This is a genomic window from Sphingobium cupriresistens LL01, assembly GCF_001046645.1.
GTDB lineage: Bacteria > Pseudomonadota > Alphaproteobacteria > Sphingomonadales > Sphingomonadaceae > Sphingobium > Sphingobium cupriresistens.
This window is the reverse complement of the sequence record NZ_KQ130434.1, coordinates 112,759-138,897: the sequence shown is the minus strand read 5'-3', so window position 1 is coordinate 138,897 and position 26,139 is coordinate 112,759. Positions and strand designations below refer to the sequence as shown.

The 26,139-nt window shown below is 59.5% G+C and carries 20 protein-coding genes and 2 pseudogenes; 4 read left to right on the top strand and 18 right to left on the bottom strand.

Annotated elements, in window-relative coordinates; genetic code table 11:
- Window positions 1–5: 5 nt before the first annotated feature.
- A complete protein-coding gene (locus tag V473_RS00665) occupies window positions 6–2,963 on the bottom strand; it encodes a Tn3 family transposase (RefSeq protein WP_066599275.1) in 2,958 nt (985 codons plus the stop codon).
- A 139-nt stretch (window positions 2,964–3,102) separates the two neighbouring features.
- Between V473_RS00665 and V473_RS00660 the strand changes: the two genes are divergently transcribed.
- Both V473_RS00660 and V473_RS00655 read left to right on the top strand, forming a co-directional pair.
- Entirely contained in the window at window positions 3,103–3,654 is a 552-nt protein-coding gene (locus V473_RS00660) for a recombinase family protein (protein WP_041386225.1), read from the top strand.
- 129 nt (window positions 3,655–3,783) lie between these two features.
- Window positions 3,784–4,548, top strand: coding sequence for an IS6-like element IS6100 family transposase (locus V473_RS00655; protein WP_001389365.1), 765 nt, complete (start codon window positions 3,784–3,786; stop codon window positions 4,546–4,548).
- A gap of 159 nt (window positions 4,549–4,707) precedes the next feature.
- Here the strand turns inward: V473_RS00655 and linB are convergent, their stop codons facing one another.
- Together linB and V473_RS00645 are read right to left on the bottom strand one after the other, a co-directional pair.
- Complete coding sequence (linB, locus tag V473_RS00650) at window positions 4,708–5,598, bottom strand: haloalkane dehalogenase (RefSeq protein WP_066599270.1); 891 nt, start codon at window positions 5,596–5,598, stop codon at window positions 4,708–4,710.
- Window positions 5,599–5,683: 85 nt separating this feature from the next.
- Window positions 5,684–5,980, bottom strand: coding sequence for a hypothetical protein (locus V473_RS00645; protein WP_235589608.1), 297 nt, complete (start codon window positions 5,978–5,980; stop codon window positions 5,684–5,686).
- Between V473_RS00645 and V473_RS24320 the strand changes: the two genes are divergently transcribed.
- Entirely contained in the window at window positions 5,967–6,731 is a 765-nt protein-coding gene (locus tag V473_RS24320) for an IS6-like element IS6100 family transposase (protein ID WP_001389365.1), read from the top strand. The two genes, V473_RS00645 and V473_RS24320, sit on opposite strands and share 14 nt — an antisense overlap.
- Window positions 6,732–6,796: 65 nt before the next feature.
- Here the strand turns inward: V473_RS24320 and V473_RS00640 are convergent.
- From V473_RS00640 to V473_RS00610, 8 genes and pseudogenes are all read right to left on the bottom strand, one after another.
- Window positions 6,797–8,803, bottom strand: a pseudogene (locus V473_RS00640) (TonB-dependent receptor); the annotation flags it as partial.
- Between the two features lie 597 nt (window positions 8,804–9,400).
- Window positions 9,401–9,645, bottom strand: a pseudogene (locus tag V473_RS24315) (2Fe-2S iron-sulfur cluster-binding protein); the annotation flags it as partial.
- Window positions 9,646–9,786: 141 nt separating this feature from the next.
- Window positions 9,787–10,968: a beta-ketothiolase BktB gene (bktB, locus tag V473_RS00635; protein ID WP_066599264.1), complete on the bottom strand. Its 1,182-nt coding sequence runs from the start codon at window positions 10,966–10,968 to the stop codon at window positions 9,787–9,789.
- Window position 10,969: 1 nt separating this feature from the next.
- Complete coding sequence (locus tag V473_RS00630) at window positions 10,970–11,866, bottom strand: SDR family NAD(P)-dependent oxidoreductase (protein WP_066599261.1); 897 nt, start codon at window positions 11,864–11,866, stop codon at window positions 10,970–10,972.
- 24 nt (window positions 11,867–11,890) lie between these two features.
- The gene (locus V473_RS00625; protein ID WP_066599258.1) at window positions 11,891–13,636 is read right to left on the bottom strand and encodes an acyl-CoA dehydrogenase family protein; all 1,746 of its coding nucleotides are present in this window, start codon (window positions 13,634–13,636) and stop codon (window positions 11,891–11,893) included.
- A gap of 9 nt (window positions 13,637–13,645) precedes the next feature.
- Window positions 13,646–14,428 (bottom strand): SDR family oxidoreductase, encoded by a 783-nt coding sequence (locus V473_RS00620; protein WP_066599256.1) that lies wholly within the window; start codon window positions 14,426–14,428, stop codon window positions 13,646–13,648.
- Window positions 14,425–16,494, bottom strand: coding sequence for a 3-hydroxyacyl-CoA dehydrogenase NAD-binding domain-containing protein (locus V473_RS00615; protein WP_066599254.1), 2,070 nt, complete (start codon window positions 16,492–16,494; stop codon window positions 14,425–14,427). The genes V473_RS00620 and V473_RS00615 overlap by 4 nt, the downstream gene beginning before the upstream one ends.
- A 66-nt stretch (window positions 16,495–16,560) precedes the next feature.
- Window positions 16,561–18,768, bottom strand: a complete 2,208-nt coding sequence (locus V473_RS00610) for a TonB-dependent receptor (RefSeq protein ID WP_066599252.1) — start codon at window positions 18,766–18,768, stop codon at window positions 16,561–16,563.
- A 219-nt stretch (window positions 18,769–18,987) separates the two neighbouring features.
- Between V473_RS00610 and V473_RS00605 the strand changes: the two genes are divergently transcribed.
- Window positions 18,988–20,445, top strand: a complete 1,458-nt coding sequence (locus tag V473_RS00605; protein ID WP_169793898.1) for an APC family permease — start codon at window positions 18,988–18,990, stop codon at window positions 20,443–20,445.
- 3 nt (window positions 20,446–20,448) lie between these two features.
- On the opposite strand, the gene V473_RS00600 is transcribed toward V473_RS00605, so the two are convergent.
- The 7 genes from V473_RS00600 to V473_RS00570 all read right to left on the bottom strand — a co-directional run bounded on the left by V473_RS00600 (window position 20,449) and on the right by V473_RS00570 (window position 26,134).
- Window positions 20,449–21,213: an SDR family oxidoreductase gene (locus tag V473_RS00600; protein ID WP_066599242.1), complete on the bottom strand. Its 765-nt coding sequence runs from the start codon at window positions 21,211–21,213 to the stop codon at window positions 20,449–20,451.
- Window positions 21,214–21,254: 41 nt separating this feature from the next.
- Entirely contained in the window at window positions 21,255–22,490 is a 1,236-nt protein-coding gene (locus V473_RS00595) for a cytochrome P450 (protein ID WP_148648298.1), read from the bottom strand.
- 86 nt (window positions 22,491–22,576) lie between these two features.
- Complete coding sequence (locus tag V473_RS00590) at window positions 22,577–22,984, bottom strand: nuclear transport factor 2 family protein (RefSeq protein WP_066599233.1); 408 nt, start codon at window positions 22,982–22,984, stop codon at window positions 22,577–22,579.
- A 288-nt stretch (window positions 22,985–23,272) separates the two neighbouring features.
- Window positions 23,273–23,683 carry an acyl-CoA thioesterase gene (locus V473_RS00585; protein WP_216628546.1) on the bottom strand — a complete coding sequence of 137 codons (411 nt, stop codon included), beginning with the start codon at window positions 23,681–23,683 and terminating at the stop codon, window positions 23,273–23,275.
- 27 nt (window positions 23,684–23,710) lie between these two features.
- Window positions 23,711–24,130: a Zn-ribbon domain-containing OB-fold protein gene (locus V473_RS00580; protein WP_066599228.1), complete on the bottom strand. Its 420-nt coding sequence runs from the start codon at window positions 24,128–24,130 to the stop codon at window positions 23,711–23,713.
- Window positions 24,127–25,305, bottom strand: coding sequence for a thiolase family protein (locus tag V473_RS00575; protein WP_066599225.1), 1,179 nt, complete (start codon window positions 25,303–25,305; stop codon window positions 24,127–24,129). Before V473_RS00575 ends, V473_RS00580 begins: the two co-directional genes overlap by 4 nt.
- 52 nt (window positions 25,306–25,357) lie before the next feature.
- Window positions 25,358–26,134: an acetoacetate decarboxylase family protein gene (locus V473_RS00570; RefSeq protein ID WP_066599221.1), complete on the bottom strand. Its 777-nt coding sequence runs from the start codon at window positions 26,132–26,134 to the stop codon at window positions 25,358–25,360.
- Between the last annotated feature and the right edge of the window lie 5 nt (window positions 26,135–26,139).

Below are 26,139 nucleotides of genomic sequence, written 5' to 3'. Positions count from 1 at the left end.
GAACGTCACGCGGCAAGTAGGGAGTTGACGGCGCGCAGCGGTCGCAAGGCGTCCGGATCGGGTTGATCTTCAACATTCCAGCTATAGTCACCGGTCAGCGAGATATGCTCCCAGCCCAATGGCGCGATGTGGCGTGCGATTTCGTCGGCTGTGCCGATGTCCGCCAGCGCCATTTCGAGATAGCGAGTGTTCCACAAGATGATGGCGGCGACGAGCAGGTTGAGGCCGGAGGCGCGATAGGTCTGGTTCTCGAACCGCCGATCACGCAATTCGCCGAGCTGGTTGAAGAAGAGCGCGCGTGCGAGCGCGTTGCGGGCCTCGCCCTTGTTGAGGCCCGCCTGGGTACGCCGGCGCAGATCAATGTCGCGCAGCCAGTCGAGCATGAAGATCGAGCGTTCGAGGCGGCCCAGCTCGCGCATCGCGAGGGCCAGTCCGTTCTGTCGCGGATAGGCGGACAGGCGGCGAAGCATCGCCGAAGCGGTGGCGGTGCCGGTGCGTATCGATGTGGCGAACCGCAGCAGTTCATCCCAATGCGCCGCGACATGACCCAATGCGATCGGTTCGGCCGTCATGCCGGCAAGCAAGGGGCCGGATTCTTGGCCGGGAAGGAGGTGTAAACGACGCTCCTTGATGTCGCGCAGGCGCGGCGCGAAGCGGTAGCCGAAGAAGGGCATGAGGCCGAACACATGGTCCGATGCCCCGCCTGTATCGGTGTAGTGCTCCTCAATCGTCAGGCCGGTCTGATGATACAGCAAGCCATCCAGCACATAAGGCGCTTCGCCGGCAGTCGCCGCGATCACCCTGCTCGCGAAGGGATCATATCGATCCGAGACATGGGTGTAGAAGGCGACGCCCGGTTCGTTGCCGCTGCGTGCGTTGATGTCGCCGATCGCGGCCCCACGACCGCCAGCGTGAAATTGCTGTCCGTCGCTCGACGAAGTGGTGCCGTCTCCCCACAGCGCGGCGAGTGGCATGGCGCGATGGGCGTCGATCAGCCTTCCCAGCGCTTCGCCATAAGCGGCCTCGCTAATATGCCAGTCGTGAAGATGGGCGAGCTGACGCAGACTTGCGCCCCGGCAGGTTTCCGCCATGCGTGTGAGGCCGAGATTGATGCCATCGGCGAGGATGACCGTGAGCAGCGCATTGCGATCGTCGGCTTCCCGGCCCGAACGACGATGGATGAAGCATTCGCTGAACCCGGTCCAGGCATCGACCTCCAGCAGAAGATCGGTGATCTTCACGCGCGGCAGTCGATCATAGGCGGCGCGACGGGCAATCTCGGTGGCGGGCGGTGTTGCCGCCTTCAGCGGCGAGATGATGAGACCGTTTTCGTCAAGCTTAACCTGGGGCAGCTCCCCTTGCCGTGCAAGGACCGTTACCTGCTCGATCGCCGTGTCGAGCCTGGTGCGCCGTTCCTCGATATGGCGCTCGAAATCCGTTTCGATGGCGAGCGGCAACGGCCCCTTCTCGCGCAGCGCCGCAAAGGTCGCCGGCGGTATGAGATAGCTGTCGAAATCGCGAAACTGCCGGCTTCCCGCGACCCATATATCCCCGGCTCGCAACCGCTCGCGTAGTTGCGACAAGGCGCATAGTTCATAAGCGGCACGATCAACGATGCCATCCCGCAGGACGAACGGGCGCCATGCGGGCGGCACAAAGCGTAGCGGCACGCGATCAGGCAAGCGCCGTTTGCCGGTCCGATATAGCTCCGCGATGATGGCCAGCGCTGACAGGAGCCCCTGAACCGCGCCGGCGCCGCGAAACTCGAAGGCGTTGAGAAAAGCGCCGACAAAGAGCTTCACCGTCCGATGCCGCTCGATCAATTCGGCGGTGCGATCGACGGTTTCCGGTCGCCCGAGCACTTCGGCCTGCTCGACGGCCACGGCGAAGTGCTGCCAGTCCAGCGCCTCGATCTGCGCCAGAGAATCCACGCCCTTGCTGCGCGCGTCGATGAGGAGGCGGCAAGACCCCGTGAGCGTCCGGAGGTGGCCTTGCAACTCGCGCACCGTCTTGAGGGCTTTGTCGCGGGTCCGGTTCTCGGCGCGGCGCGCCATGCTGCCCAACAGCTTGTCGAACATCGTCAGGGTGGCGTCGGTCAGGCTTTCCTCAAGCCGGATGCCGGTTGCCGCCAGCGTCGCATGGCGGCGCAGGGCATTGAGTTCGCCAAGGTGCTGGGGTGTGATGCGGCTGCCTTCGTCCGCCAGCCTGTCAAAAGTCAAAGCCGGGATCATGTCGGCACGGGCGCGATCGAGGCCCAGCGCGCGGATATAGGCGAGCCGTTCGATCAGGCGCAGGATGTTGCGCGCTGCCGGCGATTGTGGCGCATTGCGCATCCAGGATAGCCATGTCGCGACCTGCCCCGGTCGTCGGGCCAGCAAATCGTCCAGGCCCTGAAGGGTGTCAGGCAGCAGGCCATTCGTGAGCACTTCATAGGTAAGCTGTTCGGCTTGCTGGCGCGCCCGCCGCAGCACCGCTTCGAGAATCGACGGAGAAGGCAGGAGGATCTGCAGGCGCCGGAGTTCATCGACGATGACGTCTGCCATCTGGCCGGGGTGTATGATGGTCTGCGCGATTGGGACCGAGAAGGCGACAACTTCACGGAAAGCGTTGCGGTCAAAAATCCTGAACCCGTGCGATCGTCGGATTTCGACGAGATGCTCGCGACGGGTCTGGTCCCGATGGGCATAATCCGCGAAGGCTGCCGGCGCGACGCCGAGTTGCTGCGCCACATAGGCGAGCACAGGAGCGGGCGGGACTTCGCCCGCTTCCAGCGCACGGCCAGGCCATCTCATATATAGCATGAGCATCGCATAGCCGAGCCGGGTGGCATCGCCGCGACGGCGGCCGACAATTTCCAGGTCGTCGCTGGTCAGCGTATAATGACGCGCGATCTCGCGCTCATCGAGCGGCGCGCCATAATGCCTCGCCCAGATTTCCAGGCTCACCAGTCGCCGTCTCGCCAAGCATCATCTCCTTCGCTTTGCGTGTCCGTCAGACGGTCCTCTGGCGGCCAGGATGAATATGTCCGTCAACTCTGGACCTGTGATGGCGATTCGGACAAGATCGCAAAATGATGGGAAAACGGACACGATCGGGCAGCATGTGGCGCTGATCGGCTATGCGCGCGTCTCGACCGCAGACCAGAAGCTGGCGCTCCAGCTCGACGCGTTGAGCGCTGCCGGTTGCGATCGCATATTCGACGATTATGCATCTGGAGCAAAAGCCGATCGGCCCGGCCTGGCCGAGGCGCTCACCTATCTGCGTACCGGCGACACGCTGGTGGTCTGGAAACTCGATCGTCTTGGGCGTTCGATGAGCCACCTGATCGAGAAAGTCGGCGAGCTGGCGGCGCGCGGCGTGGGTTTCCGCTCGCTCACCGAGCAGATCGATACCACCACGTCAGGCGGGATGCTGGTATTCAACATCTTCGGCTCGCTTGCCCAATTCGAGCGCGATCTGATCCGGGAACGCACCCATGCTGGCCTGCGAGCCGCGCGCGAGCGCGGTAGTCAGGGCGGTCGCCGCCCTGTCGTCACTCCCGACAAGCTGCGCAAGGCGCGGGCGCACATCGCAGCGGGCCTAACTGTTCGTGAGGCGGCGGCTCGGCTCAAGATCGGGAAAACCGCCCTGTACAAGGCTCTGGAAAGCGCATGAAACCGCTGCCGATCCAGAACTCGTGGGTGCTGGTTACAGGGGCCTCAACCGGTTTGGGCAGGGCGTCAGGCTCTGTTGCAAAAATCGTGAAGCTTGAGCATGCTTGGCGGAGATTGGACGGACGGAACGATGACGGATTTCAAGTGGCGCCATTTCCAGGGTGATGTGATCCTGTGGGCGGTGCGCTGGTATTGTCGCTATCCGATCAGCTATCGCGACCTTGAGGAAATGCTGGCGGAACGCGGCATTTCGGTCGACCATACGACGATCTATCGCTGGGTCCAGTGCTACGCCCCGGAGATGGAGAAGCGGCTGCGCTGGTTCTGGCGGCGTGGCTTTGATCCGAGCTGGCGCCTGGATGAAACCTACGTCAAGGTGCGGGGCAAGTGGACCTACCTGTACCGGGCAGTCGACAAGCGGGGCGACACGATCGATTTCTACCTGTCGCCGACCCGCAGCGCCAAGGCAGCGAAGCGGTTCCTGGGCAAGGCCCTGCGAGGCCTGAAGCACTGGGAAAAGCCTGCCACGCTCAATACCGACAAAGCGCCGAGCTATGGTGCAGCGATCACCGAATTGAAGCGCGAAGGAAAGCTGGACCGGGAGACGGCCCACCGGCAGGTGAAGTATCTCAATAACGTGATCGAGGCCGATCACGGAAAGCTCAAGATACTGATCAAGCCGGTGCGCGGTTTCAAATCGATCCCCACGGCCTATGCCACGATCAAGGGATTCGAAGTCATGCGAGCCCTGCGCAAAGGACAGGCTCGCCCCTGGTGCCTGCAGCCCGGCATCAGGGGCGAGGTGCGCCTTGTGGAGAGAGCTTTTGGCATTGGGCCCTCGGCGCTGACGGAGGCCATGGGCATGCTCAACCACCATTTCGCAGCAGCCGCCTGATCGGCGCAGAGCGACAGCCTACCTCTGACTGCCGCCAATCTTTGCAACAGAGCCAAAAATGTCGTCGCTCATGTCGGTCTCTCCTATTGTCCTGCGCGGGTGATCGGCGTCGCCGCGTCTGTGGTTTGTTCGGATCTTAGAAAATGAGCCGGTTCCGGATTATGCTGGGCGCAATCGCCGGACAAACGCCGCAATCGCCGCGCCAATCTCGTCCGGACTGTCCTCCTGGATGAAATGGGCGCCTGCGACCGTGATTTCGGTCTGGTTTGGCCATGTGCGGCAGAAGTCGCGCAGTCGGCCCGTGGTCACGTGTCCCGGCTCGGCGTTGATGAAGAGTTTCGGAATCGGGCTTTCGCTGAGCCAGCCGGCATAGTCCCGGACGATCGCGACCACGTCGGCCGGGGTGCCTGCGATCGGGATTTGGCGAGGCCAAGACAGGGTCGGTCGACGGGCTTCGCCGGCGGCGAGGAAGGGCTCGCGATAGGCGGCCATCTCCGCTTCGCTTAAGGGGCGCAGGATCGCTCCGGGGAGAAATTGTTCGACAAAAACATTGTCCTGCAACACCAATTCTTCGCCCGCCTGCGAGCGAAAGGCCTGAAACAGATCGCGATCCTGTTCGGGAAAATCCGCCCATTCGAGCGGCATGGTGACCGCTTCCATATAGGCAATCCCCTGTACACGCTCGCGGTGGCGGCGGGCCCAGTCGAAGCCGAGGACGGACCCCCAGTCATGCACGACCAGAACAACCCTGTCCCCGAGATCGAGCGCCTCCCACAGCGCGTCGAGATAGTCACGATGCTCGGCATAGGCATAACGCTCGGGCCCCGACGGATCGAGCTTGTCCGAATCGCCCATGCCGATCAGGTCACAGGCGATCAGCCGTCCCAGCCCGGCGCAATGCGGCATGATATTGCGCCACAGATAGGACGACGTCGGATTGCCGTGCTGGAAGAGGATCGGATCGCCGGTCCCTTCATCGATATAGGCCATGCGCCGGCCCTTGATCTCAATGAATTTCTTCTCGCCAAATGGCTTTGCGCCGAGGCTCATCGATATTCTCCTTGAGCGATTTTCTGGTCTGCCCGGTCGGCGATGCATATCGCATGATGAATATCATGTCAATCGAGGAATCGTTCTAGCCATTGCCGTCGAGCGGAGAGTTGCTGCCGGAGCATCGATGGATGACGGCGTAGGCCACGCAGGCGCCTCTCAGGCGGTAGCTTTCCTTAGCCCCGGGCGCATCCGAAAGATCGAGGAAGGTTTTGTGAGTCGGATACCAGACCGCGAGAATCTCATCGATATGTTGAGTGCCCACGGCCTGGCCAAACACGGGCGTGCACCACAGGATCCGCGCGCCGGCTCTGTTGCAAAAATCGTGAAGCTTGAGCATGCTTGGCGGAGATTGGACGGACGGAACGATGACGGATTTCAAGTGGCGCCATTTCCAGGGTGATGTGATCCTGTGGGCGGTGCGCTGGTATTGTCGCTATCCGATCAGCTATCGCGACCTTGAGGAAATGCTGGCGGAACGCGGCATTTCGGTCGACCATACGACGATCTATCGCTGGGTCCAGTGCTACGCCCCGGAGATGGAGAAGCGGCTGCGCTGGTTCTGGCGGCGTGGCTTTGATCCGAGCTGGCGCCTGGATGAAACCTACGTCAAGGTGCGGGGCAAGTGGACCTACCTGTACCGGGCAGTCGACAAGCGGGGCGACACGATCGATTTCTACCTGTCGCCGACCCGCAGCGCCAAGGCAGCGAAGCGGTTCCTGGGCAAGGCCCTGCGAGGCCTGAAGCACTGGGAAAAGCCTGCCACGCTCAATACCGACAAAGCGCCGAGCTATGGTGCAGCGATCACCGAATTGAAGCGCGAAGGAAAGCTGGACCGGGAGACGGCCCACCGGCAGGTGAAGTATCTCAATAACGTGATCGAGGCCGATCACGGAAAGCTCAAGATACTGATCAAGCCGGTGCGCGGTTTCAAATCGATCCCCACGGCCTATGCCACGATCAAGGGATTCGAAGTCATGCGAGCCCTGCGCAAAGGACAGGCTCGCCCCTGGTGCCTGCAGCCCGGCATCAGGGGCGAGGTGCGCCTTGTGGAGAGAGCTTTTGGCATTGGGCCCTCGGCGCTGACGGAGGCCATGGGCATGCTCAACCACCATTTCGCAGCAGCCGCCTGATCGGCGCAGAGCGACAGCCTACCTCTGACTGCCGCCAATCTTTGCAACAGAGCCAGATTTTTTCCATAAACCGCCACTGACCAGCGATCGGCATCATAAGAAATCCGCCCATTGGCCAGCCAGTACGGCTTCTGGGAGATATTCTCTGTATTATACACGTCGTAATATGTGCGCGAATTGTAGTTGGCATTCAGGTTAAGATTAACTTTCCCCGATGGCCCATCCATGATTACAAAATCACTACTAATATTTAGCTTATATTTCGCGGCATTGATGATCTGATTTCCCGCCACCGAGATTCCTGCAACGGTGCCCTTCTTGTATTTTGGATCAACGGCGCTTGCGGCTGCGGAAAACGTGATACCGCCGACAGGGCGCACGATCACTTGCGCTTCGATGCCGTTGATCTGCGATTTATCAATTGATCGGAGCGGGAAGGTCTGTGTACCGGCCACCACTTCAGACGCCTGGATTTGCTGATTTTTGTAACTTGTCGTGAAAGCAGACAAATTGACCGTCAGTTTGCGATCGAAGAACGAGGTTTTGGCGCCGATTTCGAAAGCCGCAGCGGTTTCGGGCGGAGCGATATTGACTTCAAGGGCAGATGTCAGCGCGCTGCCGTTGACGGCGCCGGTTCGATACCCTTGCTTGAAAGAAGCATATAACAGGATGTCGCGGCTGGCCTTCCAATCGAGGCCAGCTTCAAAAGAGGTATTGTTAAAGCTTTCACGACGGCGCTCGTCGACAAAAACCGGTATCGAAAGCGGTGCGGAGGTGTCACCGACATAGGCGCTATAATTGTCCACCAACAGCTTGTCATGGCTTTGGCGTACGCCGCCCGATACTGTCAATTCCGGCACAATCTTGAATTCACCACGAACATAGCCGGAATAACTCCGCCGACGCTGGCTAAAACTGTCCACGGTGTTCATGCCTGTTCCATTCGGTGTGATACCGAAATCACAATCCGCACCGCAGCGCGGGTCGGTATAATAGTCCAGACGCTGGGCGAAGCGCATTTTATCCGACCCGTAAAAGACGCCGGCCTGCCAGTTGAACGGCCCGTCATATTGCGTGCCGACGCGCAGTTCCTGAACAAATTGATGACCACGGCTTCTGAGGTCCGTCGAATAGACATTGACCGGCAGGCCATCGGCGTCTGCCAGATCGTCCCAATGGCCTTTGTCATATGTGGTGACCGACGTCAGTTGATACGCATCGGCCACCTGCCAGTGCATCAATAGGTTCACCCCATCCGACTGAATATCGCGTTGCGGCGCTGAATCCGTTGCCGATTCGTAAAAGCCGACGCCCTGGCGCAGGGCACCTGGAAGAGAGGCCAGCGCCGGTATGGCGCTGAGATCGACCGCGGCGGGCTTGTTGGTGTAGTTTCTGCCGCCACTATGAACATGATAGAGCCTCAAGGTGGCGTCGAAGTCCGGGCTGGGCTTAAAGAGGAGACTGCCCCGAATGGCGAAAAGATCGGTCTGCGCGAGATCCTTCAGGCCGGGCGTCAATTGCTTGATCGTGCCGTCGTCCTTTATGTAGGTAAAAGCGATGCGGGCACTTAATATATCGGACACAAGTGGTGCCTGCATCGCTCCACGCGCAGTTCGCGTATTGAAATTTCCATAACCTACAGTCAGATACCCTTCCGTGTCGAAAGTCGGCGCTTTGGTTATGATGTTTACCGCACCGCCCGTGGCATTCTTGCCGTAGAGAGTGCCTTGAGGTCCGCTGAGCACTTCGACCCGCTCGACATCGAAGACCGGCATGAGTTCGAAAACCTGGAAGCCCCGGATACCTTCATCGACATAGATCGCGATCGGTTTGCTCTGATTGTGTGAGGCATCGGTCGAAGAAATGCCGCGAATGGTGTAATTTGGCGGGCCACCATCGCCATAAGGCGCCGCAACCTGGACAGAGGGCGCAACACCGATGACCTGCGCGATCGATACGACACTGCGCGCTTGCAGCTCGGCCGCGCCAATCGCAGTGACGGAAGCCGGGACATCCTGCACTCGCTGCTCGCGACGTTGCGCGGTCACGACGATTTCGCCTGCATCCTGCATGGGCGTCGTGGCGACCGATGGATCCGGCTGAGCCTGCGCCATTGCGCCGAAATTAAACATCAGCGGCACAATTGCGACGCTGCTTCTGATTGAAAGACGAACCAACGTACGCATGTTTAACTCCCCTTGAATTCGTGAACCACGCGCACGCCGACAAAACCATCCATTCATTGGCTAAGCCTAAGTGGCCCCAGCACAGGATTTGCAGTCGTCGAAAGTCAATGAGCGTTCGTTCATTTTTATGCTTGTATGGCATTCTGTCAACAGAAATATTCATGCCGCTATGCGGCTAGACAAGCCTCGGCAACTAGGGTGGAAATTCGAAATCCCGGCTCTCACCGAGAATCTAAAAAGTATCTACTTTATAATGATTTGTGGAACATAATTGGTGACGCTGATTGCAATCAGGAGATAGACTCTTATGTGGATTTCCGTTCGCCCTGATCCCTGGCTGCTGTGTCGGCGTGATATTGCACACCTGCAAAATCGTGAACGCACATTCTTGCAAGAGTGACATGCTCTCGCGGTGGGCAGGCCTTTCCGGCCGCTCGATAGCCGCACAGATTCTCGCGTTCCACGACCGTCAGTCCTCTGGACAATCCTCGTCCTCACACCAGCCATCCGTTCCTCAACCGCTAATTGGCACGAAAGCCGCGATAGCGAGGTTCGATGGTTGGAACTTTCAAGGAAATCATTCTCGTCGGCGCTGATTGGAGGGAGAAGCTCTGTTGCCTGCTAGTCTCCACATACACATGGCAAGTCGCACAGAAGCAACATCCGCCACACAGGGCTGGTAACGCATCCAGGCCATGGTCGCGGATAACTTCCATGATGGCCAGGCCCGGCTACGCACGTAGAGCATGTTCCTAACCGCTGCGGCCAATAATTTTCATGTCCATTGCGGTTCCCCGATCAGATAGGGAGATGCCTGCAGAGAATTGATGGAAGTGACGCGGCGCTGGCCGCGTCACTTATATCCGGCCTCAGACTCTTTCAAAAATGGCGGCGATCCCCTGCCCGCCTCCGATGCACATGGTGGCCAAACCATATCGACCGGAAATGCGCTGCAATTCGTGCACTAATTTCACGGTTATGATGGCGCCTGTCGCGCCGACCGGATGACCGAGCGAAATGCCGCTACCGTTAGGATTGGTTTTAGCAGGATCGAACTGCAATTCATTGGCTACGGCGCATGCTTGCGCGGCGAACGCCTCGTTGGACTCTACGACGTCCAGGTCTGCGACCGTCAAACCGGCCTTCTCCAGCGCCAGACGAGACGCCGGCACCGGCCCAATACCCATCAACGCCGGATCAACACCGGCATGGCCATAGGACACAAGCCTAGCGAGTGGCGTCAATCCGTGCCGTTTCACTGCATCCTCGGTCGCGAGCAGGACAACCGCCGCGCCGTCATTAATACCGGATGCGTTGGCTGCTGTAACGGTCCCGTCTTCTTTCTTAAAGATTGGCCGAAGTTTCGCCAGATCTTCGAGACGCACGTCTCGCCGGACATGTTCGTCGACGCTGAACTGTACGGCCCCTTTCCGCGTCGCCAACTCGATCGGGACGATTTGCTCTATGAACCGGCCATCATCGATCGCATGGCAAGCGCGTTGCTGGCTAAGAAGCGCCAGTTCGTCCTGCTTTGACCGGGTCACGCCAAAACGCTCCGCGACATTTTCAGCCGTGACGCCCATCAATATGCGGCCAAACGGATCGGTGAGCGCGCCATTCAGGCCATCGACCAGCGTCGCATCGCCCATCTTCTGACCCCAGCGCATGCCTGGAGCAAAAAAAGGCGCGCGACTCATAACTTCCGTCCCGCCCCCCAAAGCGATCTCCGCATCGCCCAGCATCAACGATTGAGCCGCCGAAATAATTGCCTGAAGGCCCGAACCGCACAGGCGGTTTACCGTCATTGCAGGCGTTTCCTGTGGAACCCCCGATTCCATCGCCGCTATACGCGCCACATAGGCGTCGCGGGGGCCGGTCGGTATGACTTGCCCAAAGACGACGGACTGAATGGAGCCAGCCTTTAGCCCGGCGTCGGCGAGCGCGGCTTTTGCGACAGCCGCCCCCAGCGAGGCTGGATCGGCATCCCGAAGACTTCCGCCAAAAGTGCCGATCGCGGTACGGCGCGCGGCAACAACATATATATTGGTCATGTCAGGCCCTCAGCAGATGTGGGCGCGCCAGTTGCGCGCGCTCGACTTCATATTGATATTGTTCGCCGCCAGACTGCGGCACCATCTCGCCGGTTCGATCCGCCAACTTGTCCATCGACGTCAGCAACCGGTCTGCGCTATCCTCGTCCGTGCCGAGAAAAATGCCTTGCGTCATGGTGATATTGGCTTGTTCGAAGCTTCCCGCGCCCGCCAATATGATCCTGCGAGTCGGCGCGTCCTCGGCGGCGAGAGCTACGATGGCAGGACTGACCATCGTCGCGTCGAGGCCTGCAAGGGCTTCCTGAGAATATAGGCCGTTGGTCATGCTCGTGGCGGCGCTGGGCGCCAGGCAGTTGACCCGGATGTTCGACCGTTCACCTTCGATGGCCAGCGTCTGCATCAGGCCGACCAGCGCCATTTTAGCCGCGCTATAATTCGCCTGTCCGAAATTGCCGTAAAGACCGGAAGAGGATGTGGTGAAAATGATCCGGCCGTAATTTTGCGCACGCATCCCGTCCCAGACGAGTTTTGTGCAATTGACCGACCCCATCACATGCACGTCCAGCACTAGCTTGAAGTCATCCAGATCCATCTTGGCGAACGAACGGTCTCGCAAGACGCCCGCATTATTGACCAGTATGTCGATTTTGCCGAACCTGCGGAGGATATCGTCGACCATGGGGCCTACGTCGTCCAATTTGGCGACATTCGCCCCGCTCCATGCTGCCTGGCCGCCTTGCTCTTCGATCAGATCGCACAGTTGCTGGGCTGCGACTTGGTCGAGATCATTGACGACCACGCTTGCCCCTCGATTAGCGAGCGCAAGCGCATGAGAACGCCCCAGGCCGGCTCCGGCCCCCGTGACGACGGCCACCCGGCCGGAAAGATCGATGGACATGATGTTCTCCTGACTTTTGCATTTTTATTGGAACGTTGATGGAGGAGCCTCCGCAGCGACCATTGAGGCTGATGCTACGACCGCCAGCCAACCATCGATCTTGGGCAACTCACATTCGAAAAAGAAGCGTGCAGCACGGGCCTTCCCAGCCAGAAACTGGGCTTCTGCGTCGGAAGCGGTGCACTTTTGAGAGGCTAGGATGGCCTGGTCGAGCCACAGCCAACCGACCACCACATGACCAAAGGCCCACAAATAGGGCGTGGCGTTATCGAACAGATGGCCAGCGTCTCCCGCACCCAACTGGGCCGCAATGTCGCGAACACGCACCCAAGCAGCGCTGAGTGCGACGCCATGCGCGGCCAAATCTTCGACAGCAGCAGCGCGCTCAACCGTGGTCGCAATCCGCGCTTCCAGCACGATCATGCCGGTCCCATCGCGCAGTATTTTGCGCCCCAACAGGTCTGCGGCCTGGATCCCGGTGGTGCCTTCGTGGATCGGGTTCAGGCGATTGTCGCGCCACAACTGCTCGACATCGAAGTCCCGCGTATATCCATAGCCCCCATGAATCTGGATAGCGATGTCGTTGGCGGCGAGGCCATATTCGGACGGCCAGGTTTTCGTGATCGGCGTCAACAGCCCAAGCAAACTGGCGCTGTCGGCATCGCTCTCGTCATCGACGAGGCGGGCGCTGTAAAGGCATAGGGCCAGCGCTCCTTCGACATAGGCCTTTTGCGCCAGCAACATCCGCCTGACATCAGAATGTGCGCTGATCGGCACCTGCGGCCCGTCGCGAACCCCGGCAGGCCGTCCCTGCAATCGTTCGTTCGCATAGGCGACCGACAATCGATAGCCGCGATAGCCGACGGCCGCGGCCCCCAGCCCGACGCTGATCCGCGCCTCGTTCATCATCTGGAACATCTGACGCAGGCCCTGTCCGGGCTGCCCCACGATCCACCCGATCGCTCCCGTTGTCTCACCCAGATTGAGCAGGCAATTGGCGGTGCCGCGATAGCCCATCTTGTGGTTCAGTCCAGCGACCTCGATGTCATTGCGTGTGCCATCCGGCAGATATTTTGGCACGATGAAGAGGGAGAGACCTTCAGTGCCCACTGGCAAAGCTTCGCCCCGGCCAGCGACCTTTGCCAGGACCAGATGGACTATATTCTGGCTGACGTCCTGATCGCCGCCCGAAATCCACATCTTGTTGCCGACAAGGCGGTAGCGGTCACCCAGATCGTCCTGACCGTCCGCTTCCGCGCGCGTGCGGACATCGGCAAGACTGGAACCGGCCTGTGGTTCCGACAGACACATCGTCCCGAACCACCGGCCCTCGATCTGCGGGATGGCAAAATGCCTGATCTGCGCTTGGGTCCCGAAGGTCGCGATCAATCGCGCATTGGCGACCGTCAGCATGGGGTAGGCCGACGTCGCCAGATTGGCGGCAGCGAAATAGGCGAACGATGCCGCGCAGGCGAGATAGGGCAAGCCGAGGCCGCCCAGTTCTTCGGGAAAGCCCGCCGAAAACAGGCCCAGATCGGCATAATGTTTCAGTGCCTCGCCGATGGGCGGACAGATATGCACGCCATCCGCCGTCAGCGTCGGCTCCTCGACATCGGCCTGCTTATAGTGCGGCAGAAAATGATCGATCGCCAGCTTCTCCGACAAATCGATCACGGCGTCGACCGTTGTGCGGTCGGCGATGTCGTCCAGGCCAAGCCAGTCATGCAGAAGGAAATCGATATCCTGGCGAACGATAAGAGAATGAGACATGTCGGTTCCTCAAATGACCGTGGCGCCGCCGTCGATGACAATAACCTGGCCGGTAATATGCCCGCCAGCGTCCGAGGCCAGCAACACGGCCGGCCCCATCAGGTCGGTTTCACCGCCGAGCTTGCCCAATGGAGTTTGCGCGATCATCTCCGCGCCGTGCACATCGACTGTCGCCGCCGTCATCTTGGAGGGGAAGAAGCCCGGTGCCAGGGCATTTACCCGAATGTTGCGCGGCCCCCATTCGGCCGCCAGCGCGCGCGTCATATTGATGACGGCGCCCTTGGCGGTATTGTAGGCGATCGTACCCAAGCGCGAAGGATGATGCCCCAGCAGCCCCTCGGTCGATGCAAGATTGACGACCACACCCTTGCCCACGGGCAGGAAGGCGCGCTGTGCCACCGCTTGGGTTAGCAGAAACAAGCCGGTGACATTGAGGTCGATGATCTTGTTCCAGCCGGACAGCGGGAATTCTTCCGCAGGCGCGCCCCATGTCGCGCCAGCATTGTTGACCAGTATGTCGATCCTGCCGAACTGTTCCAGCACTTTGCCCACTACGGTATCGGCCGCACCGGACGCGCCAAGATCAGCATCGATGGCAAAGGCTTGAATGCCCTTGGCAGCGAGGAGAGCGACGGCTTCGTCCAGTTCGGCCCGCTTGCGCGCGACAAGTGCGATCGATGCGCCAAATTCTCCGATGGCGCAGGCAATCTGGAACCCCAGCCCCCTGGATCCGCCCGTGACGAGCGCGACGCGGCCGGAGAGGTCGAACAGGCCGGAAAGGATTTTGGTCATCGATTGAGATCCCCGAATTTCTGGTTTTTATCGCTGAGTTCAAGGATGAGCGGTGCAGGCTCCCAGGCCCAGCCGTGATGCCCGCGCGCATATTGCGCCATTTTTTCGAGCAAATGAGGTAGACCGACCTGGTCCGCATGGAACATCGGACCGCCACGACTGGCAGGGAAACCATAGCCGTCAAGATAGATGATATCGACGTCGACGGGGCGATAGGCGATGCCTTCTCCGACTAGCTTCGCACCTTCGTTGATCATCGCGAAGATGCACCGCTCGACGATCTCGCTATCGTCGATCACCCGACGGTCAAAGTCGATCTGGCGCGAGTGCGAGACGATCAACGCTTCGATCAGCGGATCCCGTTGCGGTGTCCGCCCGTCGGGATACAGGTAGAAGCCAGTTCCCGTCTTCTGACCAAAGCGACCCAGTTCGCAAACCAGGTCGGGTATTTTGGAATAGGGGCGATCTGGCTGCTCGACTGCGCGGCGTTTGCGAATGTTCCAGCCAATATCCTGTCCCGCCAGATCCATGACGCGGCACGGCCCCATGGCCATACCAAATGCTTCGAGCGCGGCGTCGATCTGATGGGGCAAGGCGCCTTCTTCGAGCAGAAACCATGCTTGCCGCAAATATTCCTCGAAAATGCGATTCCCGATGAACCCGTCGCATACGCCGGCGACCACGCCGGTTTTGCCGATGCTCTTTGCAAAGGCCATCGCGGAAGCAAGCGTTTCCGGCGAGGTTCGTGCACCCCGGACGACTTCAAGAAGGCGCATGATGTTTGCGGGACTGAAGAAATGCAGGCCTACCACCGCCTCGGGTCGCGAAGTAAACTGCGCAATCGCATCAAGGTCCAGTGTCGAGGTATTGCTCGCAAGGATCGCGCCAAGCGGAGCGATGCGATCGAGCGCCTGGAATACCTCGCGCTTCGCATCCATGTCCTCGAACACCGCTTCGATGTAGAGATCGCTTGGCATCGCCTCATCAATCGACCGACCCATGTTGAGCGCGCCGATCCGCCGATCGGCAGTCGCCGCCGTTATCCGTGCCTTGTCCGCATCACGGCGAAGCGACGCTTCGATGCTGGCACGGCATTTGTCGAACCCTTCCGGCTTGGCCTCCACGACCGTGACGCCAAGATCCGCGTTCAGGAGCGAGATGGCGATGCCTGTCCCCATCAGACCACCGCCCACGACGGTCACATGCCGCACGCCCTTGGATTCTACGCGCACGCCGCCAGGTATTTTACCCACGATCCTGCGCCCGAAAAAAGCGTGCCGCAGGGCACGCGATTGCTCGGACGTCATCAACGCACCAAATTGCTCCGCTTCCAGTTTTAATCCGGCTTGCAAATCCGTTTGCGCGATGGCCCGCACGCAAGCGATGATCGCCCGCCCCGCATCGGTCAGACCGGTCCGACGCTCCGCACTATCGATAGCAGCATCGAGATCTTGCGGGACGGGAAGCGATCCGGATCGACGCGTCGAGCCCACCAAGCCGGCAGCGAGCATCGCAAGGGCAGCTTCGACCACGTCGCCCTCAGCAATCCGGTCGATCAGGCCGATCTCCAGCGCCTTGGCAGCAGAAACGGATTTACCCGAAAGCATCAGGTCGATTGCATTGCCTGCGCCTGCCAGGCGCGGGGACCGCTGCGTACCACCGCCCCCCGGTAACAAACCCAGGCTTATTTCGGGGAAGCCGAACTTGGCGGTCGAGGACGCAACGCGAAAATGCGCGGCTAACGCGAGTTCCAACCCTCCGCCCAGGCAAAGCCCTTCAATCGCGGCGACGACCGGCTTGCGGCAATTCTCGATGCTCTGCATCAGGCTGCGGATGGCGTCGATCCGTTCCGGTGCGCCTTCGAAATCGGCGATGTCTGCACCAGCGCTGAATACTGTCCCCCCGCCCGTCAGGATGATGGCATCAACCCGCTCGTCGGTTTGGGCTTGCGCGACGCGACGTTCAATGGCCTGCACAAGACCACCGCCAACCGTCAGGGCATTGACCGGCGAATTGTCGAAACGAACCACCAACACGCTGCCGACATGCTTTTCTATCACTTGCATGGAGCCATCCTTATCCCACGTAAATAGAGGGTGGCGCCGCCGACTATGCGACGGCGCCAGCGCACATTAGAAATTTCGCGTAACGGATGCGCCGAGCCATCTTGGTCGGCCATATCCAACCTGGGTGCATCCACACAGACCGGTCAGATCGAAACCGACGGTCCGGTATTTTTCTTGGCCGATATTATTGCCGAAGATCGACAGCTTCCAAATATCCGCTGCATCCGACCAGCTCAAACGCAGATCGACGGTGGTGTACCCTGCAACGCGGGTCGTGCTGAAGTTGCTGACAGAGAAGTAAAATGGACCTGTATAGTGCCCGTTCGCGTTCGCTGACATCGTTCCGCCCAGCGCAGGCCAGTTGTAAGCCACCGATGCCAGCGCCTGCCATTTGGATGTGAAGGGGGCCACCCTGTCCTTGATGACGCCACCGACCGGAACGTCGTCGATCTTGTTGTGCGTATAGCTGCCGCCGCCCATGACGGTAAGCCCGTCCACCGGGCGAATGCTGATTGTCGCTTCGCCGCCATATGTCTTTGCCGGCCGATTGATGACGAGGCTGGACAGGCCGATGAACTGGAACGACTGATAATTTTTATAATCATAGAAAAACGCCGCGCCGTTTAGTTCCACCACGCGATCGAGCAGGTCGGCCTTTCCGCCAAGTTCATAAGAGTTGAGCGTTTCGGGCTTGTAGGACAAGGCGCTGTCTGGAAAGGTCGTAGACCCAGCGTAAGGCGACGTGAAATTGCCCGCCTTGGATCCGCGCGACCAACCCGCATATACAAGCACCCCCGGTCGCGGGCGAAACTCCAACTGCACCTTGCCATTGTACAGCCAGTCCGCCCGATGCCCGGAATAGGGCGTACGGGCTGGGCCGAGGTCGGCAATCGGCAGTGCCGACAGGTCGGTCGAATAATATTCGGCCCGATATTCGAAGTCTTTGATCTCGCGCGTGATGCGGGCGCCCGCCACGAACGTCAGCCGTGGATCAAGATCGACCTCAACCTGTCCAAAGGCCGAATAACTGTCGGTCACCAGCTTGTTGAAATCATCGACGAGCCCGCCGGATGCGGGAAAGGGGCTCCGGTTGGGATCGACCTGCGCATCGATATGCAGATAATAGGCACCTGCATACCAGCGCCATCCCTGGTTCTTTCCGAAAAGGCGCGCTTCCTGCGAGAAATTGCGGACCCGCGACCGGGTGTCGCCGTTGAACAAAGACGATGCGCCGTCCGCATCGATCAGGAAGCGAGTTTCCGCATCCTTATAGTCCGTCTGCAACGTGAGTTCAGGACCAAAATCCACGGTCAGCTTGGCGGTTGCCCCCTTGAGCGCGTTGGATCCACCGCTATCTTGCGCATAATTGGATATGACCTTGCGGCCGCCACCAGCGGTTGTGGGGCTACCTACGCCGGTTGGGCCTGGAACTTCCACGGTATTTTGTTCGACGCCGTTCCCATCGACGATCGATGTGGAAGCAAAGACATAATAGGGTGCCCAGGACGTGTAGGATTTGCTCGCATAGCCCGACAGCAAGAGGGCGGCATCAGGTGTAAGCTTGAAGTTCAGATGGCCACGCAAAGCGTAGCCATGTCCACCACCCAGATCGCCGCCCGTCGGCGAGAGATTCTTGATATAGGCCCCGTTGCTCGAAACGGCTCCCGCCACGCGGAAGGCAATGCCATCGGAGATCGGGCCGCCGAAGGCAGCTTCGCCTCGCACATCATTGTAGGAGCCGTAGCTCAACATCGCATAGCCGTCTGCAACGTCACCAGGCTTGCGCGTTATGATATTGACGAGACCGCCGGTCGCGTTCCGGCCGAAAAGCGTACCCTGCGGCCCCTTGAGCACTTCGACATGGTCAAGATCGAATAATCCGACTCCGGCGCTGTTATTGAGCGCCATATACCCATCATCCAGATAAACGGCCACCGGCCCTTCGGCCTGGGCGGAGAAATCCTGCTGAGTCACGCCGCGTATTGCAAAGGAGAGTACCTGCCCGCCGTAACTGCCAGAAAGGTTGAGCGCGGGGGTCAACTGCGTCAATTGCGTTGCATCGGTAATGCCGGCATTCACCAGCGTCTCGGCCGAGAAGGCGTTGATCGTGATACCCACGTCCTGCACATTCTGCGCTCGCTTCTGCGCGGTGACGACTATGGCACCGTCATCGGCGCGCTCGGTCACGGCAACCTGCGCCAATGCCGGGGTCACGGACATAATCGCAGCTACCGCGGCGCAGCTTATCAGCTTCACTCGCATGTCGTTATTCATCACCGAATCCCCCAATCCAACGCTGTCGCACCTTCACATATGCAGCAGACACGAATAACGAACGAGCGTTCATTCGTCAAACATCATTATTTTTACCTTTTAGGGCTATGAATGGTTGACGCCTCCCGGTGTACCGCTTAGCTTTATGAACATTCGTTCACATTAGATTATTCCGCTCCAGTGCTGCGACGATGCAAGCGGATGGCAAGGGGCAGGAAATTGAGCCAGCAGGCTTTTCCAACCGACGATTCTCAAGCAGGCCCGCAAACGCACCTTCACGGGCATATGAGCCTTTGGGAATTGCTGGCGACGGTGCTGGCTTTTTCCGCACCCGTCGCGGTGGTGTCCGGCTTCATTCCATTCGTGATCGTCTTCGACGGCGCTGGCGCGCCCGCCGTGTTTCTGTGTGCTATGGCGTTGCTCTTGATTTTCGCGATCGGCTTCACCACCATGACACGTTATCTTCCGCGTCCGGGCGGCTTTTATGCCTATGTCACCGCCGGTTTAGGTCGGGTGGCCGGGCTGGGCGCAGCTATGCTGGCAATCATGGGCTATTTGCTGCTCGGCTTCTGCACGCTGCCCTTTTTTGCGGTAAATGTAGACGCGCTCGTGCGCGGTTCATTAGGCGGACCTGCTATTCCCTGGCCCGTCTATGGATCGCTCTGTGGACTGGGCAGCGCGACATTATGCTATTTCAGAATCGATCTGTCTGCCAAGGTTTTGACCGTCGCCATGGCGTTGGAAACGCTGGTCGTCGTAATTTTCGATATTGCGGTCCTGCACAATGGTGGGCCGGAGGGCATATCGCTGGCCCCGCTTGGCTGGTCGAGCATGACATCGGGATCGGTCGGGATCGCCATTCTTTTTGCCGTGACATGCTTTCTCGGATTTGAGGCTACGGCGATCTTTCGTGAAGAAGTTCGCGATGCGGAACGAACGGTGCCACGCGCGACATATCTTGCGGTCCTTCTGATTGGCCTCTTTTACGCATTCTCCGCCTGGATGACCGTTTCCGCATTTGGCATGTCGCGCATTACGGCGATCGCAAGTGCGGCCCCCGCAAACCTGTTCCCCCGAGGCATGGAGCTTTATGTTGGCCGCATCGCCAGCGATGCGCTCCACATTCTGCTGGCGACATCGCAATTCGCAGCGGTGCTGTCCGCGCAGAATATACTTGCCCGCTACGGGATGAGCCTGGGGATCGACGGGGTGTTTCCCCGCATATTGGGGCATATTCATTCCCGGCACCAATCGCCCCATGTCGCCTCGATGGCTGTCAGTCTCATCTGGCTGATAATTGGTGCACTGTTCGTACTGATGAGCGTGCCGCCTGATCTGCTATATGCACGCGTCGCGGGGGTAGGTGGTTTTGCGATCCTGCTGTTGATGCTGTTGACGAGCGCGGCAATAATCATGTTCTTCCGGCGTTCCGACCAGCAGTTTAACGCTGGCCTGGGTGCCACCCTGTTCGCCCCTGCACTTGCAACCCTTGGCCTTGGAGCGGTGGTCTATCTCGCCATTGCAAATTTCACATTGCTGATTGGCGGGTCGCAAAATGAAGCGAACGCCTTGATCATCACCACATTCCTAGTTTTTTTTGCAGGAGCGGCCTATGCCTGCATCCTGCGCAGCAAGAAACCGACAATTTATCGGAATATTGGTCGGCAGCTCCTCTAAGACCTATGGGATGCTCGGCCAGACAGTGGCTCCGTTGTCGATGATATACTCGGAGCCGGTAATGAAGCGGGCCTCATCGCAGGCAAGAAACAGGACCAGGTTCGCAACATCCTGCGGAAGGCCGTTTGAGCCGAAAGGAAGGATGCCGGTCTTAGGAATGATCCGCACGTCGGCGCGTCCCTGAGACCGTCGCTCGAGTTCGGTCTCGATGCCCGCCGGGTGAACCGAGTTACACCGGACCGGATAGCCCTTCACATGACATTCTACCGCGATGGCTTTTGACATCGAACGGACGGCGCCCTTGGCCGCCGCATAGGCAAAATATTTGTGATACCCTAGATGGCTAGCGGTTGATGCCATGTTGACGATCGACGCCGACTGGCTCTTGCGCAACAATGGGAGCATATATTTGCAGCCCAAAAAGACGCCTTCAGACATGATCTGATTGATCCGTTGGAACGAGGCGAGACTGGTTTCCTCTAGATCCTCGACAACGACTATGCCGGCATTATTTACGAGGATGTCGAGATGGCCATATCGTTCTTCTGCCATGGTGGCCGCGGCGATCCAGTCCGCCTGCGATGCGACGTCCATCGCCCAGTGGATGGCCTGCGATCCCATTGTCGCTGCCACCTCACGGGCGCGCTCAGCATCCTGGTCCGCAACAACGACCTGGGCGCCTTGCGCCACCAGCATTCGGGCACATGCCTCGCCCAGCCCGGCGGCTGCTCCGGTCACAAAGGCGATTTTGCCTGCAACGCGCGCCATCTAATCGAGCCTCCCCAGGTCGCTGATTGAAAGAGCGAAGCCTATGCGCGCGCCGCCCAGGTAAGGGGGAGAGATTGTAGGGTCACTTCGGACCCGCGTTCTTCGATCACCGCGCCATGTTCGATCGCGTAATCCGGGATAAGCCGATGAAATTCTTCCAGCGCGACTTCCAGTTGGGTGCGCGCAAGGTGCATACCGATGCAGCTATGGGCGCCAAATCCGAAAGACAGGTGCGGCGCCATCTTGCGATCCAGATCGAATGTATCGGGATCGGCAAATCGTTTGGGATCGCGATTGAAGGCATCGTTGAGGGCGTAGATCATGTCACCCTTCTTCAGATCCACGCCATGCCAGTGCACGTCCTGCCCGACCTTGCGGCCCACGCCCCAGATCACCGTATAATAGCGGATCGACTCCTCGACCGCCGCGGGTATCAATCGCGGATCAGCCAGGACGCGCTCGCGGTCTGTCGGCACTTTGGCCATATGGTACAGCAGCCAGCCCAGCTGCGCTCTGATGGTTTCCATCCCGGCCACGACATAGATCAGACCGATCTGGCGGATTTCGTCATCAGTGAGCGGCCTGCCCTCGACCAGTTCGGTCGTCAGATAGGTGTAGAAATCGTCCTTGGCGTCCAGCGGCCGGGCGCGACGCTCGGCGATCATCTGATTGGTAACCCCATGGATGGCATCGACGGCTGCATCCATCCCTTCAGTGCCACCGGTTTCGGTCGCCTCGAGGCCGCTAAAGCCTCGCGTGAAGTCATTGATCGCCTGCATCAATTGTGGTGCGACTGACATGGGCATGTTCGCAGCCCCCAGCAGGCTGTTGATGGGCAGCAACGCGCAGAAATCCCATGCGGCATCGACTTTCCCGGCGGCCAGGAAGCCCTCCACCAGATTGCGGGCCGACGCACGGAGCAGCGGCTCCAGCTCTTTCACCTTCGTCTGCGAAAACCACGGCGCCAGCAAATTGCGATATTTGCGATGATGGGGTGGATTGAGGTTCAGCGGCAGCAGTATATGCTTGGGGTCGGTCTCCGGCTCGACCGCCATCACGGAATCGGTCGTGAAAATATCCGCTTTCAGATAGACCTCGCGCACCAGTTCCTGGGTGGTGACGACCCAGAAGCCCTGCGCAAAATCATTGACCCAGATCGGCGTGCCCTCGTCGCGCAGTTCCATCGCCTTCTGACGATAGCTGCCACATGGCCTGATCTTGGCGTAATCGAAATTCATGACCGGGCAACCATTGGCGCGATCGAGGATATCACTCACTATTTTACTCCCTACGGACAAACCCGGAACTACTTGCGGGATATGCCAAGCATATTTTGCGATGGTTCACTGGAGACGGGCTGGTCTCAGGACCAGAAATCGTCGATCGCGCCCTGGTCGCCATCATACATCCGGCAGGTTGTGATCTTGTCGTCGCGGATCGTATAGACGACCAATTTGTCGGTCGATATTTTCCCTTTTCCGTCACGTTCCATCGTTTCATGAACGATCACCACGATGCCATCGTCGCCGGCCAGGATGATTTCCGGTTCGCCCGACACGTACCACCGGTTGCCGGTCATCTCGAGCAGGGGTGCGATCCAGCGGTCATGCAGTTCCTGCTTGCCATGAAATACGCCGGCCAAGGCGCTGTGCCCGGCCTGATAGCTGACGAAATCGTGCGAGTAGTAGCTTTCGCCCTTCTCGACATCTCCGGCAGACCAAGCCGCAAAATAATCCATTATCAGTTGCCGGTTCTGCTCTGCCTTGCTCATCTGAAATTCCTTGTCCGTTCAAATTTTCGATACCATCCCGCACTTGATCGACTTGCTGCCACGGGGCCATCACATTGGCCGATTGCCGATTTGATCTGATGCGACAGGTCATGCCACCGTCGCCTCAATGCCGCCGATTACCCGACATACCACGCCAATATACGTCAAAAAAAGGAGCGATCGTTCATTTCTATAATCGCTCAATTTTTGTCAATGTTGACCCTGTTGCGTCGCGTTCCGCCTTTCCGTTGGAGTATCCATCGCGCACAGGCGCCGTAGGCGCTTCCGTCATGGCTCCACCGTTGCGCTTCCCACAGACCAATGCTGAAACTTCTCCATCATCGCTTCAGGCCACAGAGCGGCTCGCCGCTTCCCTGCGTCGAAACAGAGCGCCAATATATCGACCGTTGTCGCGACAGCGCCTTCGCAAACCAGCGAATGCGTAAGCCAAAGGCGCCGATGATCGACCTTTGTCACGCGGGTGTGGACCGCTACCGTCTCGTCAAGCCGCAGTTCCCGCGCGTAGCGGGCGCGAACGTCGATCATCACCAAGGCTGTGGGCGACGCGGCGGTGAATGGCGGGCCACCCGCGTTTCTCCACAGAATTTCGGTTGCCCGGTCTGCCATGCGCTGGTGCTGCAGGAAGCTCACATGATCCAGTTCGTCGAGCCAATCTGCCCCGACCACCATCTCCAGCATCGGTTTCCCCAGTGGCAGCACCATGGTTCAGTCAACCAGTTCGAAAACCGGCAGGGTAATGTCCGTTCCTGCGATAGGTTCGAATGCAACCCGGACGGCATCGCCGCATTGCACTGAAAGTGCCCGGTCGCCTACGATGTTGGTGAGAAGCTGGACGTCATCCTCCAGCCTGACGACGGCAACGACATAGGGCACCTTGCCTACGAATGGCGAGGCGGCGGACCGCTTCTGGATGGAATAGCTGTAGACGGTCCCAAGACCGGTCGATGCGGACCAGCCAAGATCGTCAGACAGGCAGTTCGGACAATATTGCTTGGGATTCATGATCTTGGTCGAGCATGTTTTGCAGTGCTGGATGATGAGGCGCTCTTCCCGAGCGGCATCCCAATAAGGCTTGCTCCACGCCGTGGGTCGCGGAACGGGGCGGTTGGTTGGTTGTTCGCTCATCGTGCTTCCCTCGATAGAATGGAGATATGGGAATCCATCCAGGTTCCGCCGGACCCCGACTCTGCGGCATTGACCGCATCCTTGACCTGGCGATCGCCGGCCTTGCCCATCAATTGCCTTGCTGCCTCGACCATCAACGAAACGCCGACGCCCGCACCCGTATGCCCCTGGGCGATAGCGCCACCCGTCGTCGTCATCGGCATTTTCCCGCCGGGCAATGTGTGGCCGGCGGCGATGAATTTGCCCGCGCGTTCGCCGTCGCAAAGATCCAGAGCATCCATGGCGAGCAGTGGCATGACCGAATAGGCGTCATAGCATTGGGCGACGTCGATATCCTTGGGCGACAGTCCGGCCTGAGCATAAGCCTGCTTGGCGACTTGCGGGAAGGCGAGATATGCGAGATCCGCTTCCTGTGACGATGAATAATGGGTCACCAGCGAAGCCGCGCCGCGTATGTAGACGGGCGTGGAGGTGATATGGATCGCATCGTCGGCGCGCGCCACGATATAGGCGCTGGCGCCGTCTGCCCACAGGCTCATCGTCTTGGGCCGCAAGGGCGTACATACATGATCGCTGCGCATGACGTCTTCGACCGTAATAGGCGATCGGAACATCGCGTTGGGGTTAAGGGCGCCCCATTGACGCAACGCCACCGCGACCGACGCCAATTCTTCCTCGGTCGTGCCGGTCTCATGCATGTATCGCTGGGTGATCAGTGCGATCGCCGTATTAGCGTTGTGGCCGTAGGGCGCCTCCCACTCCTCGGAGATGCCAAGCGTCGCGAACAGGTCGATACCCTGTTGCATCGTCGTGGTGCCGAACTTGTCGGAATGCACGACCAGGACATTGCGCACCGCGCCCGATGCGACCAGCGCGGAAGCAACCTTCAAGGTCGCCGAACCGCTGGCGCCACCGGCCATGAGCTGGGCGTTCAGCTTTACCGATCGCAACATGCCCAGCTCCTCGCAAAGCCGCGAGAAGATCAGATCGGTGTTGAAGTGCCGCGATCCCATGACCACACCCACAGGCATGACCGCTTCGATGTCCCGTGGCGACATGCCGGCATCCATGATCGCCTGCCGGCACGCGGCGACAGCCGCCTCCGCCTCGCTGCGATCGGGGTAATGGCCGGTCGGCACTTCGCCGGTGCCGACGATGGCTGCTGTGGTCTTCATGGCTCTTATCCTCGTTCGAGCCGGGCCAACACCCGGTCAACTTGCCTTTTCGTCAGGCCTTATGTTTGTAGTCGTGCACCAGCGCGTACGCGCCCGGCACGTCGGTGTCGTAATTGGAGAACCATGCACCGAGCATCTTCTTGGGAACGAACGGCCCGAAAGGATCGGCGACAGTCGAATTCCAGCGCAAATGGGCGCGACCGCAGCGCCGTTCATCGGTGCCAAGCGCGCTCTGGCGGAGCGTCTTCTTGTTGTCTGTGGCCAGCAATTGAGCAATGTCGGGCTCGCCCTCGCCAGTGAAATGCGGGATCAGGCGCAGGCTGAGCGTGGGCAGGCTTATCTCCCCAACCATTTCGGACTCACCCTCCCCTTCTTCGATGAAGGTGAGCGTCAACATACAATTGTCGGCAGGCCGCTGTGCGCGAAATACCCATTGGCCACTTTCATGCCGTAGCGACATCTCCGCCATTTTTTTGGGGAAACCCCACAATTCGCGGCCCGCAGCCGTTGCCTTCTCGCTGTCGGCGTACATGGCGACGCAGTACATAAAGCGTTCGCCGTTAAACTCGACGCGGACATACAGCCAGAATTCGTTGTAACGGCCAAAGGCGCTCTGGGGATAGTGACTCGCGGTGACGAGCGCCAAAGGTTCGGGATCGGCGATCTTCACCCCTGGCGGCAGGAAATCCTCAATTCCCATGCCTTCCGCCGTGAATACCGCCGTGATGCTCTTCGCATCGCGATAAGGATAAGGCGGTGCGCCATAGAGCTGGCCAGGACCATAAGGCTGCGAAAAGCGGCGTTTCGAGAATTGGAGTATATCCGTCATGGCAT

Excerpts from the sequence above, each read along its gene's own strand:
- V473_RS00575 (WP_066599225.1), bottom strand. The coding sequence starts at position 25,305 with ATGAAGACCACAGCAGCCATCGTCGGCACCGGCGAAGTGCCGACCGGC.
- V473_RS00630 (WP_066599261.1), bottom strand. The coding sequence starts at position 11,866 with ATGTCCATCGATCTTTCCGGCCGGGTGGCCGTCGTCACGGGGGCCGGA.
- V473_RS00610 (WP_066599252.1), bottom strand. The coding sequence starts at position 18,768 with ATGAATAACGACATGCGAGTGAAGCTGATAAGCTGCGCCGCGGTAGCT.
- V473_RS00655 (WP_001389365.1), top strand. The coding sequence starts at position 3,784 with ATGACGGATTTCAAGTGGCGCCATTTCCAGGGTGATGTGATCCTGTGG.
- V473_RS24320 (WP_001389365.1), top strand. The coding sequence starts at position 5,967 with ATGACGGATTTCAAGTGGCGCCATTTCCAGGGTGATGTGATCCTGTGG.
- bktB (WP_066599264.1), bottom strand. The coding sequence starts at position 10,968 with ATGACCAATATATATGTTGTTGCCGCGCGCCGTACCGCGATCGGCACT.
- V473_RS00625 (WP_066599258.1), bottom strand. The coding sequence starts at position 13,636 with ATGTCTCATTCTCTTATCGTTCGCCAGGATATCGATTTCCTTCTGCAT.
- V473_RS00615 (WP_066599254.1), bottom strand. The coding sequence starts at position 16,494 with ATGCAAGTGATAGAAAAGCATGTCGGCAGCGTGTTGGTGGTTCGTTTC.
- linB (WP_066599270.1), bottom strand. The coding sequence starts at position 5,598 with ATGAGCCTCGGCGCAAAGCCATTTGGCGAGAAGAAATTCATTGAGATC.
- V473_RS00590 (WP_066599233.1), bottom strand. The coding sequence starts at position 22,984 with ATGAGCAAGGCAGAGCAGAACCGGCAACTGATAATGGATTATTTTGCG.
- V473_RS00580 (WP_066599228.1), bottom strand. The coding sequence starts at position 24,130 with ATGAGCGAACAACCAACCAACCGCCCCGTTCCGCGACCCACGGCGTGG.
- V473_RS00600 (WP_066599242.1), bottom strand. The coding sequence starts at position 21,213 with ATGGCGCGCGTTGCAGGCAAAATCGCCTTTGTGACCGGAGCAGCCGCC.
- V473_RS00620 (WP_066599256.1), bottom strand. The coding sequence starts at position 14,428 with ATGACCAAAATCCTTTCCGGCCTGTTCGACCTCTCCGGCCGCGTCGCG.
- V473_RS00570 (WP_066599221.1), bottom strand. The coding sequence starts at position 26,134 with ATGACGGATATACTCCAATTCTCGAAACGCCGCTTTTCGCAGCCTTAT.
- V473_RS00585 (WP_216628546.1), bottom strand. The coding sequence starts at position 23,683 with ATGCTGGAGATGGTGGTCGGGGCAGATTGGCTCGACGAACTGGATCAT.